Here is a 13526-nt window from a genome sequence, read left to right on the forward strand (position 1 = left end):
TTGTCTTATTTAATGAGATAGGCGTTTTTATTTAAACTTTTCTTTGATTTAGATGAGGTTTAAATCCTCAATATAAAATGAAGGAGTGATTTGAATGGATAAGAAAAATATCGATGAGCATCAACATCATGACCACCACCATCACCACAATGGTCATGAGCATATGCATCATCACAAATCTATGGATGAAGAACACGTGGGTCATATTTATCATGAAGAACAAGTAGAAGAAGGGATGCAGGAGGATTCAAATCCTTCTGAAACACATGATCATCATCATCACACAGAGCATAACCATGGTGATCATCATGATCACATGGGCCATGGCGGACATCATCACCATGGGAATTTCAAAGAGATTTTTTTGAAGTCGCTGCCTTTAGGAATTGTGATCTTGATTTTGTCGCCACTGATGGGAATCACACTTCCGTTACAATTTACGTTTCCTTACTCGGATATCTTGGTAGCCGTATTGGCGACAGTTTTGTTCGTTTACGGGGGGAAACCATTTTATCAAGGGGCTGTAGATGAATTTAAACAACGAGCTCCGGGAATGATGGCGCTGATTACTTTAGGAGTCACCGTTTCGTATTTGTATAGTATGTATGCAGTGGCAGCCAGGTATCTGACAAACGAACACGTGATGGATTTTTTCTTTGAATTTGCATCTTTGATTTTAATTATGCTGTTGGGACATTGGATCGAAATGAAAGCAGTAGGTGAAGCAGGCGATGCACAACAATCTTTAGCTGAGTTGCTGCCAAAAGATGCTCATGTGGTGTTGGAAGACGATTCAATTGAGACGCGCTCCGTGTCTGAATTAAAAGTTGGAGATATTGTACGGGTACAAGCAGGCGAAAATATACCAGCCGATGGTGTGATCAAAAGTGGCGAGTCTCGGGTGAACGAAGCACTTTTGACTGGTGAATCGAAGTCTGTTGAAAAAGGTGAAGGAGAACAAGTTATTGGCGGCTCAACAAACGGCGACAGTATTTTGTATGTAGAAGTAAAAGAAACCGGAGATAAATCGTTTATTTCTCAAGTCCAAACCCTTATTCGACAAGCTCAAGATCAACCTTCAAGAGCTGAAAACATTGCGCAAAAAGTAGCAGGATGGTTGTTTTACATTGCGGTAGCAGTTGCAGGAGTCGCTTTTGTCGTCTGGTTGTTGGCAGCAGATATAGAAAATGCCGTTATTTTTACCGTAACGACTTTAGTCATTGCCTGTCCTCATGCGTTAGGTTTAGCCATTCCTTTAGTTGTAGCTCGCAGCACTAGTTTAGGGGCAAGCAGAGGATTATTGGTCAAAGACCGTAAAGCATTGGAATTGGCCATAAATGCTGATGTAATGGTGTTGGATAAAACGGGCACATTAACTACTGGTGACTTTAAAGTGTTGGAAGTTGAGGCGTTGGATGAGAGTTATTCCCAATCGGAACTGATAGCGTTGATGGCAGGAATCGAAGGCGGATCGAGTCATCCAATTGCACAGTCCATTAGAGCTTATGCAGACAGAAAAGGCATTAAGCCGGTCCTGTTCGATTCTATTAATGTCATATCAGGCGCTGGGGTCAACGGAACCGCTAATGACAAACAGTATAAACTGATCAGTCAAAAAGCTTATGGCAAAGATTTACCAGTAAATACACCTGCAGGGGCAACCCTCAGTGTCTTATTAGAAAATGATCAAGCAATTGGAACAGTAGCTTTGGGAGATGAATTGAAAAAAACGAGTTCAGAACTCATTAAAGTATTGAAAGCAAATGGGATCCGGCCATTGATGGCTACGGGGGATAATGAAACTGCAGCTAAAGCCGTTGCAACCGAACTAGGTATCGATTACAAAGCTAATCAATCTCCAGAAGACAAATACAACTTAGTGGAGTCGCTGAAAAATCAAGGTAAGACGGTCATCATGGTAGGTGATGGAGTAAACGATGCACCTTCTCTTGCTCTTGCAGATGTTGGAGTAGCCGTTGGAGCAGGAACTCAAGTAGCCTTAGATTCGGCAGATGTGATTTTGACCCAGTCGGACCCTGGAGACATTGAGTCCTTTATTGAGCTGGCTCAAAAAACAACCAGCAAGATGAAACAAAATCTATTGTGGGGAGCGGGATATAACTTTGTTGCGATTCCGTTAGCAGCAGGAATCCTAGCCCCAATAGGCTTTACTCTGAGTCCAGCAGTTGGCGCCATCTTGATGTCTTTGTCTACTGTGATCGTAGCGATCAATGCGATGACGCTTAGATTGAAGAACTGATTGTTTCGTAGTGGAGAAAATTCTTTCAACTTTAGTTTAGAAGTTAGATTAAAATTTCAGAGAATGAATATAAATAGGTGTTTTAATCCCTATTGTTTTTAGATAAGTGTATAGTAAATACAGCAACGCAAAGGATTCATTAACGTATACAACTAATGAATCCTTTGCGTTGCTTTTTGCAGAATTAAATCTATTGATCTAAATTGATTATTGCTAGACCTTGTCTATCTTTTAAGAGTCTTTTTTATCCCTTATCTTCTTTTCAAAGTCCGTCCAAGAACCAACCAATTATAAATTCCTTAAAGGTATTGAAAATGCTATACTGAAAAATGTAAGGGATTTTAAAAAGAGAATAAATAGTTGGTGAAAAAAGCAAGTATACCTAGGAGGAGAAAAAATAAGAAAGATTATTTTTACGACAGAGAGCGGGGCTGACTTGCCAAAAGAGTTAGCTGAAAAGCACAATATCAAAACCGTACCCATGCATGTGGTGATGGATGGAACAGATTATAAAGACGATGGATCATTACCGGTCAGTAAAATTTATGACTATTACAATAGAACGAAATTGATACCTTCCACTACATCAACTAATCCAAATGAGTACGAAAAGTTTTTTGCACAAATAAAAGCCGAAAATCCTGACTGTACGATCGTCCACATTGGATACACCTCAAAAGCATCTTCTTCTTTCCATAACGCTGAGATTGCTGCAGAAAACAAAACTTCGAGGATATTTATTTGATTGATGCGTTGAACGTTTCTGCGGGATTGACGGTAGTGACGTTATATGCAGCTCAACTTTTAGAATCAAACCCAGATATTCCGATGGACGAACAGATTCAAAAAATTCAAGCTAGTGTGCCGAAAAGCAGAATGTCATTCGTACCGGGTAGTTTAGAATTTTTAAAAGCTGGCGGACGAGTGTCGAATGCAGCTTATATCAGTGCTTCTTTATTGCAAATCAAACCGTTGATTGAGTTGATCGATGGAAAATTGGTCTCTACGAAGAAATACCGAGGAAAAATGAGTCGAGTGGCAGAAGAACCGTTGAAAGACTATTTGAAAAAATACCCCATCGATAAAAAGCAGATCTACTTCGTCTTTTCAATCGGTTTAGATGAACAAGTTAAAGTACAGATGGAGCAATATGCTAAAGAAAAAGGATTTGAAAACGTAACTTGGATCCAAGCTGGATCAGTTATCTCTACACACGACGGACCTGGTGCTTTTGGGATCGCTGGAATGGAGCAATAATCTAATTTTAATGGAAGGAATAGGCATGAAGAAAGAAATCAATCTAAAAGAACTGTATAGTCAGTTGGATCATTATGTGACCGCAGGAACGACTTGGCCGGCTGATAGTGTCTATGAAATGATGTTGGGAGCTATTTTAGTACAAAATACCACCTGGCACAATACGACTCTTTCTTTAGCGCGCATAGGCGAAGCCACTCATTTCGACCCGGAAGCTATTTCTGCTCTAACCATTGAAGAAGTGAAAGAACTGATTTATTCGAGCGGATTTCATAAACGGAAATCTCAACTGATTCTAGATTATTTTGGTTGGTTGAAAAAACATGCATTTGATTTGGAAGAAATCAAATGCAAGTACCAGGATAAGTTGCGCGAGCGATTGCTTCAATTTAATGGGATAGGTAATGAGACCGCGGATGTTCTATTGTTGTACGCTTTTGAAATACCTGTGTTTGTAGCGGATAATTATGCGCTCAAATTATTCCGCCAGTTAGGCAGTGAACAGAGTACAGATTATCTAAGTTTGAAGAGATATGTAGAAAGCTCTGCTGATTTTACGCTGAAAGAATGGCAGAAATTTCATGGACTGATTGATGAATATGGGAAAGTCTATTTGCGCGGAAAGCAAGAAAGTATTCATCCACATTGGGAAGAATACAAGTTAGTGATTAAACCGAGTTGAGCGTCTAGGAGTGGATTGTAAATGGATTTAGTCGTTATCATAGGACCGCAAGCCGTTGGGAAAATGACTGTGGGAAGAGAATTGGAAAAAAGAATGGATGCAAGGTTGTTGTATAATCACGAAACGATTGATTTATTCGCTAAATTTTTAGATTACGGAGAGGAAACGTTTCGTTTATCTGACCAGACTAGAAAAGAGTTGTTCAAAGCATTTGTCAAAAACAAGACAAATAAAGTAGCAAGCATTATTTTTACAGTGGTCGTGGCATTTGATTTGAAAGAGGATGTAGAATTTCTGCAAGAAATCAGTGACATCTTTTTAAATGCTGATGGTAGAGTATTCTTCGTTGAACTTGAAGCAGACCTAGAGACTCGCTTAGAAAGAAATGTTGGTGAAAGCCGCTTGATGGCTAAACCTTCCAAGCGGAATGTTGAATTTTCGCGTAATGAATTGCTGAAGACTCATGAGAAGCATCGATTAAACTCTTTGCCAAATGAGGTAGATGAGAGATTCCAACCAGTAAATTATTTAAGGATAAACAATACTTATTTAGAACCAGAAGAGACTGCAGAGAGAATAGCAGAATTTATTAGAAGTAAAGATGAAAGCAATTATTGAGGCAGAGTCCTTAACAAGTAGAAGTAACCGTTGCTGATAAAATCAGAGACGGTTATTTTTTCATTAACGATTAATACCTTCGTTTACTTAGTTTCAGGTCTATTAGTTGAAGAGAAGAGCTTCAAAAGGATACAATACAAAGTGAGTAAAGAAAGCGCTTTTTAATTGAATAGATCGGAGCTGATGAGAAGGATGGAAAGTATTTTTGATACCGTTGAATTGAATAATGGGGTAAGGATGCCTATTTATGGTTTGGGCACTTCAGGAAATAAGGATCAGACAGTTTGTAATGATACAATAAAAGCTGCGGTTGAAGCTGGCTATCGGTTGATTGACACAGCCCAAATGTATGGGAATGAAGTACAGGTTGGAAAAGCCATTCGCCAATCCGGTATTGCGGTTGAAGAGTTGTTTATCACCAGTAAAGTAGATAATCCGAATCATGGGTATGAAGCAGCCAGTAAAGCGATTGATGATTCACTGGAAAAGCTGGGTCTAGATGCTATTGATTTGTACTTAATCCATTGGCCAGTTGTTAAAGGCCGAGGAGAGAATTGGCAGGAAGACAATATCGAAACATGGCGCGCATTGGAAGATGCTTATGAAGCAGGAAAAATAAGAGCTATCGGTGTCAGCAACTTTATGGTGAAACATTTGAAAAACCTGCTCGCCAACTGCCGAATCAAGCCGATGGTCAATCAGATTCGATTGCACCCTGGCGTGCTGCAAGAAGAAACGGTCGTTTTTTGTGAGAAAGAACAAATCATTGTAGAAGCCTGGTCACCTCTGTCTCCTATCAAGCAAATGTCTGAGGATGAAAAAGTCAAAGCTATGACAGAAAAATATGGGAAATCCGTGGCACAGCTGTTGCTGCGCTTCAGTCTGCAACACAACTTCGTCCCATTAACGAAGTCAGCGCACCCTGAACGGGTTACAGAAAATGCTGAAATTTTTGATTTTGAGATTTCAAAAGAATATATGGACTACTTGAACAAGTTGAAATTCGATGATTTTGAAGCACCAGATGTAGATATAGAAAGATAGTTTGCATTCAAATCATCAAACATAACTTACTGAGAACCCCGACGATGAAAAAAATCTGTTAGGGTTCTTTTTGATTACCGTTTCTATTTGTTTTTTTCTAAGGTAAAATAGAAGGAAACAAACAACGAGGGAGTGAAGAATGGTGTCAGTTGAATTTTGGGTCGCTGCAGAGACCTTTTACAATACTACAATGGTTGCAGTTGCCGTTGTTATCTTAGTACTGCTGATGTTGTCCGGTATGATTTTAGGTTATTCAAAAAGTCGGCACAAGAAAAAAATCGCTGCAGCAGGCGGAATTTTAGTTTTAGGACTTAGTATTTGGTTAGCGGTCGGGCATTTGAGGTATCAAGAATTCTTGGAAGTGAATGACCATGTCACACCTCTCGTACGCGACAGACAAAAAAAGTTTAGCGATTATACTTATCGTTCAGAAGATGAGATGCAATATTTTGCCAAATTGCATGATCCAGACAGCGTACGATCATTGGAGATGTATCGAGAAGAAATAGTCACTCAACCAATTACCTATATAGGAAAAGATGCCAATTTTTATTACTTTGAAAAAGACGATGATTTGTTTAAACAGCGAAGCAACGTCGTGTTTGACGCTGATGCAACTGAAACGGAAATGGTGGGAAGCGTCTTTTATTTGCTAGATGAATCTTATTTTGACATCGGCTTCCGCAATCCTCCTTATATCATGTATGATCACATTATTGTTGATCAAGAAGAAGGTAATGAATTGATCGATGTCGAAAATGATGATTTCGTAGCTACAGCTGAAGAACATTTCAGCAAAACATGGTCGTTTTAGAAAAACAAGATACAGGCAGGTAAATAATATGAGTAAAATTGTGTTGACGAATATGTGTATGGTGGTAGACGAGAAAAAAGAAGTCGTGTTAGTTCAAAATCGGAAAAAAAGCTGGCAAGGCTTAACTTTTCCTGGAGGCAAAGTAGAGCCAAGAGAATAGATCATCGATTCAACGATCAGAGAAGTGAAAGAAGAAACGGGACTCGATGTCACTCAGTTAACGTTATGCGGAGTGAAGGATTGGTATGAAGAGAAAGAAGACTTTCGATACATTGTTTTTCTTTACAAAACGAATCAGTTTACAGGAACACTATTGAAAGAAACTGATGAAGGGTCACTGCATTGGATGAAAATGGAAGACCTGACAGAAGAGAATTGTGCGCCAGGTTTTGCAAAACTCTTGATGTGTTCAACTATCCAGAAAAGCAGGAACATTTTTTTCATTATAATGAAAATGAGGAACTCATCAGCAATCAAGTGATTTGACCATTAAATTTAAGGGCGGTGTCTATTATGGATAAAGAATACCTTTTTGCTTTGCACGATCATATTGACGGAGAACGTATTTACTTAAGACACGTGTTGCTGAAAGATGCAGAAGATATGCATGAATACGCTAAGGATGAAGAAACGACTAAATTTGTTTTTGATAGACATGAGAGCTTAGAAGATACGCGAAAAAATATCGCTAAATATTTTTTGAGCAGTCCATTAGGCAAATATGCTATCGTCTTGAAAGAAACAGAAAAAATGATTGGGACAATCGATTTTCGTATTGAAGAAACACATAAGAAAGCTGAGTTGGGCTATACTGTAAATAAGGATTATTGGGGAAAAGGCTATGCAACGGAAGCTGGAAAAATGTTGATCCAGTTAGGTTTTGAAGTCTTTGAGCTACAGCGGATTTTTGCTTTTCATGACGTGCGGAATCCTGCTTCTGGCAAAGTGATGGAAAAGATGGGACTGACTTATGAAGGTCATTATCGGACAAATCGTTTTGTCAAAGGAGAATTCGTGGACGATAAATGTTACAGCATCATCAAAGAAGACTATTTTTCTGAATAAATTATAAAGTCACTTTCTGAATCATCTGTTGTTTGGTGTGAGTCTTTTTGAGCAAAAAAACTTGATGAGCGTCAATTCTTTCAAATGTTTTTTCCTCTACAATAAAGGCATCTCAATAAAGATAGCTTGAGAAGAAGGAAAGGAAGCGAAGCGAATGACTTCAATAGAAAAACATAACCATGATCACAGTTTAGAATCTCATAAAGCGTGTGTCTCTTTAGTCCCTATTTTCAAGCATCTAGACGAGGAACAATTAGATGAAATCATGGCGGCAACTCGTTCTGTTTCATTTGAAAAAGGTGAAATCATTTATCGAGAAGGAGATGAAGCAGATTCTCTTTATATTATCCATAAAGGGAAAGTCCGCATTTATCGATTGACAGAAGCAGGAAAAGAACAGCTGGTCCGCTTATTGAATCCAGGAGATTTTACAGGAGAAACCGCTTTGTTTACAGAATCTGTTCACGAATCGTACGCTGAGGCTATGATGGAAACGAAAGTTTGTGTGATTCAACGGTCAGTATTGCAAGGATTTCTATTGAAGTTTCCAAGTATCTCGTTAAAAATCTTGCAGGAATTTTCGAACCGTTTAAATACTTCAGAAACACAAACGACTCGTTTTTCCAGTGAAACAGTGGAAACGAGAATTGCTCTTTTCCTTACTGAGCAAATGGATCAGAAAAATGACCGCAACATAGTCTATTTGCCGATGAGTAAAAAAGATTTAGCTTCTTATTTAGGGACGACTCCTGAGACGATCAGTCGAAAGTTTGCAGAACTGGAAGCTAAAGGGCTGATCCGCCAAAAAAGCACCAGACAAATTGAAATTTTAGAGGTAGATGAATTATTGCTGGTTTAATAAGAAGAGCCTTAATTTCCAAGTTAAGAGAAATGAATTTAACTTGAAAATTGGGGCTTTTTTTACACAACTAAACTTGTTAAAGAAATTGAGTGAAATATCTGAAACCCACTCAATTATTTACATGAGTTTGTTATACTGGTTAATGAAACCAAGACTATTTTTATTTTTGGGGGAGACTACATAAATGATTGAATTCAAGCAAGTGAGTAAAGTTTATGGGACTAAGCAAGCATTGAGGGATGTTTCGTTTACCATACAACCGGGAGAAATATTTGGATTGATTGGACACAACGGAGCTGGGAAATCGACCGCAATCAAATCTTTAGTCAGCATCATCAATCCGACTCGAGGAGAAATATGGGTCGATGGAGAGAAATTGGACCAAAACCGACTAGAAATTAAGAAAAAGATAGGCTATGTACCTGATTCTCCAGATATGTTTCTTCGATTGTCGGCAACAGAATATTGGAACTTGATGGCTTCAGCTTATGAATTATCTGATGAAGAAATGACTCAACGACTAACCTATTTATTGGATTTATTTGATATGAAAGAGAATCAGTACGGAATCATTAGTTCTTTTTCTCATGGGATGAGACAAAAAACATTTATAATCGGAGCTATATTATCTAATCCTGATATTTGGATATTAGACGAGCCGATGACTGGACTAGACCCGCAAGCAGCATTTGATTTGAAAGAAATGATGAAAGAACATGCTGCAAAAGGGAAAATCGTGTTGTTCTCGACACATGCTCTAGAAGTAGCGCAACAGATCTGCAATCACATCGCCATCCTTAAAAAAGGAGAAATCCTTTATGATGGAACGATTGAAGACTTGCAAGCTAAGAATGAAAATCAATCTCTAGAAAGCATTTATCTAAAAATGGCTGGAAGAGAAGCTCAAAGTGCAACAGGGGGCGTCGAATAATGAGGTGGAAACTAGTTGGTGAATTGACCAAAGTGAATCTTCTGTACGCCAATCCACAAATGATCGAGAAAAAGCGGAACAAAGAAGCTGAAACGGGGAAACCTTCTAAAGTGTCGGCTTATAAAAGTGTTTTAGGTCAAAATTTGTTGATGTTCGTCATTTTTTTCTTTTTATTTTTTGTCACGATGTCTATTGGAATCAACTACGCCGATTACCCGGGATTGTTTACTATCAATGTACTTGTCTTTTTGATGATGTCTTTTTTACAGTCTTTTCTAATCGTGTACAACTTGTTCTATGAATCCAAAGACTTAGAGTATTATTTGCCGCTGCCTTTTAAATCGAGCGAGATATTTGTTGCCAAGCTTTCGGTATTGGCATTAATGATTTCACCTTACATGGTGCCTGTTCTGGGGTTGTTCGTTTTACTCGGATTGAGCACAGATAATATCTACTTGCTGTCTGTCATTGGAGCAGTTTTGTTGTTTCTCTTATTGGTGGCCATACTCGTACTTGTTTCTTTCTTGCTGGTCCACTTCATGACCCGGTTAGCTGTTTTTCGTAAGAACAAGAATGTCGTTTCCACTGTTCTTTATACAGTATCCAGCATAGGAATGATCGTAGCGGTTTTGTTCATAACAAATAATCCATTAGGTGGGGATACGACTCTTCCTGGGCAATTGATACCAGACAGTAAAGCGATTCCTTTCATCGAAAGCTTTTATACATTACTCGTTTATCCTTCTCAACTTGAAGGCTGGCTGGGGTTAGCAGGATGGCTTGCGGTACTGATCGCTTTATCTATCGTTGTGTACAAATGGGTCATTCCCAATTTCTATGGAGAACAAACAGATTCAGCTGAAAATGAAACACAAGAACAAACAGAACAGCCTATTCAAAACAAGAAACCATTTATTGGCAGTCGAGTCAAGAATGCTAAACCAGAATCGGTCAATCGTATTCTGTGGAAATACAATGCAGGATTGATTCAAGACGGAACACTGATCATGCAATTTATCAGTTCAAAAATTTTGTTCCCGGTATTGTTATTGGGCCCTACCTTATGGGGCGGATTAGACTTAAGTTCTATACCGCTTGATTATTGGGGAGTATTTTTCTTTGGCGGATTCATTTATGCCTTCTTGACATTGAATAGTATTTCGATCGTAGGGGTTATCATTTCATTGGACAGAGAAAATTTTCTTTATATGAAATCACTGCCTTTTTCAATGAAGCGTTATTTAAAGCAAAAACTATGGTTTGCTTACGCGGTAGAGTTGATTATTCCATTTGTGCTAGGAGTCATTTTCATGGTACTTATCAAACTACCTATCCTTCTAGGATTGTTGCTGTTGTTAGGTCTTGTGATAGGAACATATGCTTTATGCCTGTTCTACTTTGTACGCGACCATAAAAAGTTGTACATTGATTGGCAGAATCTGACGGAATTGTTCAATCGAGGCGGTGGGAATTTCATTCAAGTCATCAGTATCATGGGGTCGATTTTCATCGGTGTGATTTTAGTTGCGCTGCTGTCGTTCTTGGTAACTGCACTTCCTCCAATTGGCCGATTAGCCGTTTCTGTTCTGGCGGTTTTAGTGCCTATTGCAGTGAGTGCGAGCGTCATAAAATGGTACAACAAACAATTCTGGCCGCAATTTAAAGAATAAAAAAAATGAAACTGTTTTTCTATCATTAATCAACAGATAGAAAAGCAGTTTTTTCATGCGCAAAAACAATCATTAAAACAGGGAAAGGCACAAGAAATATAGAGGTGATTAATACAGATTCCAATCCTGTTTCGACATCTGAATAAACAATATTGCATTTTTTGACGTTGTTCGAAAAGTTTGTTTTCACGGTTTTTAAAGGCTTTACATTTTTTTGGTAAGATCATAAAATGTGTTTTTTTTACGTCCTATTGACGACAGAAATACACACTGTTACTATTTGGGAGGCGACTAAAAAGAAGAGGGGATAAAAAATGAAAAAGAAACTGATTTGGGCAACGGCTTTACTGGTGTGCGCGATGCTGTTTGTTTCAGCTTGCGGGACTAAAGAAACAACAGAGGAAGAACAAAAAGATGTAACAGAAAAGTTGGTTTCAAGAGATTGGGAAGTTATTAAAGAAGAGGGAACTTTAAAAGTAGCTACATCAGGGACGTACTTCCCTAATTCGTACCATGATGAAGAGTCAAATGAGCTGACTGGTTTTGAAGTAGAGATTTTACGAGAAATAGCCAATCGTTTAGGGTTGGAAGTTGAGTTTACTGAAATGGGAGTAGACGGCATGCTGACTTCTTTAAACAGTGAACAAATTGACATTGCTGCTCTTGGAATCGATCGAGACGGAGAAAACGCGGATAAATACAACTTTACGATTCCGTATAAATATTCTTTTGGATCTATGGTCGTTAGAGAAGAGGACAATTCTGGTATCGAAAAACTGGAAGATTTAAAAGGGAAAAAAGCAGCTGGAGCAGCAACAACTTCTTATATGAAAGTAGCAGAAAAATTTGGAGCTGAACTGGTCATCTATGATAATGCGACAAATGACCAATATTTGTGGGATGTAGCGAATGGCCGTACAGATGTCGTTTTGAATGACTATTATGGTCAACTAATGGCAACAGAAGCATTACCCGAAATACCAGTTAAAGTTCATGACGTTTTTTATAATCCTAGTGAAACGAATTATGCGATCAAATTAGGAAATGATGAATTCACTAAACAAATCAATGCACAATTAGAAGCGATGCATGATGATGGAACATTAAGTGAAATTTCTAAACAATTCTACAACGGAGAAGACGTAACGGTTCAAAAAGATTACGAATTCCAAGAAATAGACGTTTCTGAAGAATAAGGAGCTGGCAATAAAACATGTCTGACATACAATGGCAATACATCTTTGATCCGCAACTCGCTCTAGAGAGTATACCTTTCCTGTTAAAAGGATTGCCTTATACATTAGGCATTGCTTTAGTCAGTACTATTTTTGGGACCATTATTGGATTTATAGTAGCTCTCATGCGGATATCGCCTGTTCGACCATTAGAGTGGTTGGCTCGGTTTTATATCTCTTTCATGAGAGGAACGCCGGCTTTAGTCTTATTGTTTTTACTTTATTTTGGCCTGCCTTTTATAGGCGTCCAGTTTGATGCAGTAACAGCAGCTGTTATAGGGTTTAGTATCAACTCTGCTGCGTATATTGCTGAAACGATCAGATCTGCATTATCTTCAGTGGATCACGGACAATGGGAAGCAGCGTATGCTTTAGGATTAAAGAAATCGTTTATCATGCGTAAAGTTATTATTCCACAAGCAGCGCGAATCGCTATTCCGCCTTTGAGTAATGTTATGCTGGATATTATCAAAGGAACATCTCTGGCAGCAATGATCACTGTTCCAGAAATGTTTCAAAACGCTAAAATCGTAGGAGGACGTGAGTTTGATTACATGACAATGTACATTTTGGTAGCCGTCATGTATTGGATCGTTTGCAGTCTTTTTGGAGTACTGCAGGAGTACTTGGAAAAGCGGACTTCTGTCTACGTTGAAACACGATAAAGGCTGTTAAAACAGGGGACATAAAAAATCTTTTGAAAAAGGGTAGATATAACTTCAAATATCTAGTATAATAAGAATTGCCGAAAGGCCATATAGCAATGGTGGACTTATGAATCGTGTCAGGTCTGGAAGGAAGCAGCACTAAGTTTGCTTCACCATGTGCTGTATGTTACATAGAATAATTATTTTATCAAAATGATATTATAACATAGCACTAACCTACACCAGTCGTTTATTCGACTGGTTTTATTTTGTTCTAAGCCAGTTGATTCTTTTAATATCATGTCTGTAAGGTGCACAAAAGGCCATGAAGGGACAGTTTCCTTAGCTCATGGATGTTTAGTAAACAAAAGGCGGCCATGAGCAGGTTGTTTGAACCGCTAATGGTTGTCTATTAGTTATTTTCGGCCATGAGTGGATAAA

General features: G+C 38.4%; 13 protein-coding genes, 1 other RNA gene and 1 pseudogene. All 15 read left to right on the forward strand.

The features are described 5' to 3' along the window. Positions 1-94 precede the first annotated feature (94 nt). The 15 genes and pseudogenes from LMF32_RS07305 to ffs all read left to right on the forward strand — a co-directional run bounded on the left by LMF32_RS07305 (position 95) and on the right by ffs (position 13284). Positions 95-2260, forward strand: a complete 2166-nt coding sequence (locus tag LMF32_RS07305) for a heavy metal translocating P-type ATPase (protein ID WP_230524360.1) — start codon at positions 95-97, stop codon at positions 2258-2260. Positions 2261-2669: 409 nt separating this feature from the next. After that, positions 2670-3005, forward strand: a complete 336-nt coding sequence (locus LMF32_RS13600; protein WP_347401931.1) for a DegV family protein — start codon at positions 2670-2672, stop codon at positions 3003-3005. Next, positions 3002-3517 carry a DegV family protein gene (locus LMF32_RS13605; protein WP_278046277.1) on the forward strand — a complete coding sequence of 172 codons (516 nt, stop codon included), beginning with the start codon at positions 3002-3004 and terminating at the stop codon, positions 3515-3517. The genes LMF32_RS13600 and LMF32_RS13605 overlap by 4 nt, the downstream gene beginning before the upstream one ends. A 25-nt stretch (positions 3518-3542) precedes the next feature. After that, a complete protein-coding gene (locus tag LMF32_RS07315) occupies positions 3543-4199 on the forward strand; it encodes a deoxyribonuclease I (protein WP_177192562.1) in 657 nt (218 codons plus the stop codon). 21 nt (positions 4200-4220) lie between these two features. Continuing rightward, on the forward strand, positions 4221-4817 hold the full coding sequence (locus tag LMF32_RS07320) for an AAA family ATPase (RefSeq protein ID WP_230524361.1): 597 nt from the start codon (positions 4221-4223) through the stop codon (positions 4815-4817). Positions 4818-5009: 192 nt separating this feature from the next. Continuing rightward, positions 5010-5861 (forward strand): aldo/keto reductase, encoded by an 852-nt coding sequence (locus LMF32_RS07325; RefSeq protein WP_230524362.1) that lies wholly within the window; start codon positions 5010-5012, stop codon positions 5859-5861. A 142-nt stretch (positions 5862-6003) separates the two neighbouring features. Next, entirely contained in the window at positions 6004-6675 is a 672-nt protein-coding gene (locus LMF32_RS07330) for a hypothetical protein (RefSeq protein ID WP_230524363.1), read from the forward strand. A 58-nt stretch (positions 6676-6733) separates the two neighbouring features. Continuing rightward, positions 6734-7156 (forward strand): annotated as a pseudogene (locus LMF32_RS07335) (8-oxo-dGTP diphosphatase). A gap of 32 nt (positions 7157-7188) precedes the next feature. Next, entirely contained in the window at positions 7189-7740 is a 552-nt protein-coding gene (locus tag LMF32_RS07340; protein WP_230524364.1) for a GNAT family N-acetyltransferase, read from the forward strand. A 163-nt stretch (positions 7741-7903) separates the two neighbouring features. Next, entirely contained in the window at positions 7904-8599 is a 696-nt protein-coding gene (locus tag LMF32_RS07345; RefSeq protein WP_230525093.1) for a Crp/Fnr family transcriptional regulator, read from the forward strand. A gap of 187 nt (positions 8600-8786) precedes the next feature. Beyond that, positions 8787-9533 (forward strand): ABC transporter ATP-binding protein, encoded by a 747-nt coding sequence (locus tag LMF32_RS07350; protein ID WP_230524365.1) that lies wholly within the window; start codon positions 8787-8789, stop codon positions 9531-9533. After that, the gene (locus tag LMF32_RS07355; protein WP_230524366.1) at positions 9533-11203 is read left to right on the forward strand and encodes a hypothetical protein; all 1671 of its coding nucleotides are present in this window, start codon (positions 9533-9535) and stop codon (positions 11201-11203) included. The genes LMF32_RS07350 and LMF32_RS07355 overlap by 1 nt, the downstream gene beginning before the upstream one ends. 314 nt (positions 11204-11517) lie before the next feature. Continuing rightward, complete coding sequence (locus LMF32_RS07360; RefSeq protein ID WP_092481111.1) at positions 11518-12399, forward strand: transporter substrate-binding domain-containing protein; 882 nt, start codon at positions 11518-11520, stop codon at positions 12397-12399. A gap of 17 nt (positions 12400-12416) precedes the next feature. Next, positions 12417-13103 (forward strand): amino acid ABC transporter permease, encoded by a 687-nt coding sequence (locus tag LMF32_RS07365; RefSeq protein WP_230524367.1) that lies wholly within the window; start codon positions 12417-12419, stop codon positions 13101-13103. 82 nt (positions 13104-13185) lie between these two features. Further along, positions 13186-13284: signal recognition particle sRNA small type (gene ffs / locus LMF32_RS07370), an RNA gene on the forward strand. The last annotated feature ends 242 nt before the right edge of the window (positions 13285-13526 follow it).

The sequence above is a fragment of the Desemzia sp. C1 genome, from assembly GCF_020882875.1.
In the GTDB taxonomy this organism is placed as follows: Bacteria; Bacillota; Bacilli; order Lactobacillales; family Carnobacteriaceae; genus Desemzia; species Desemzia incerta.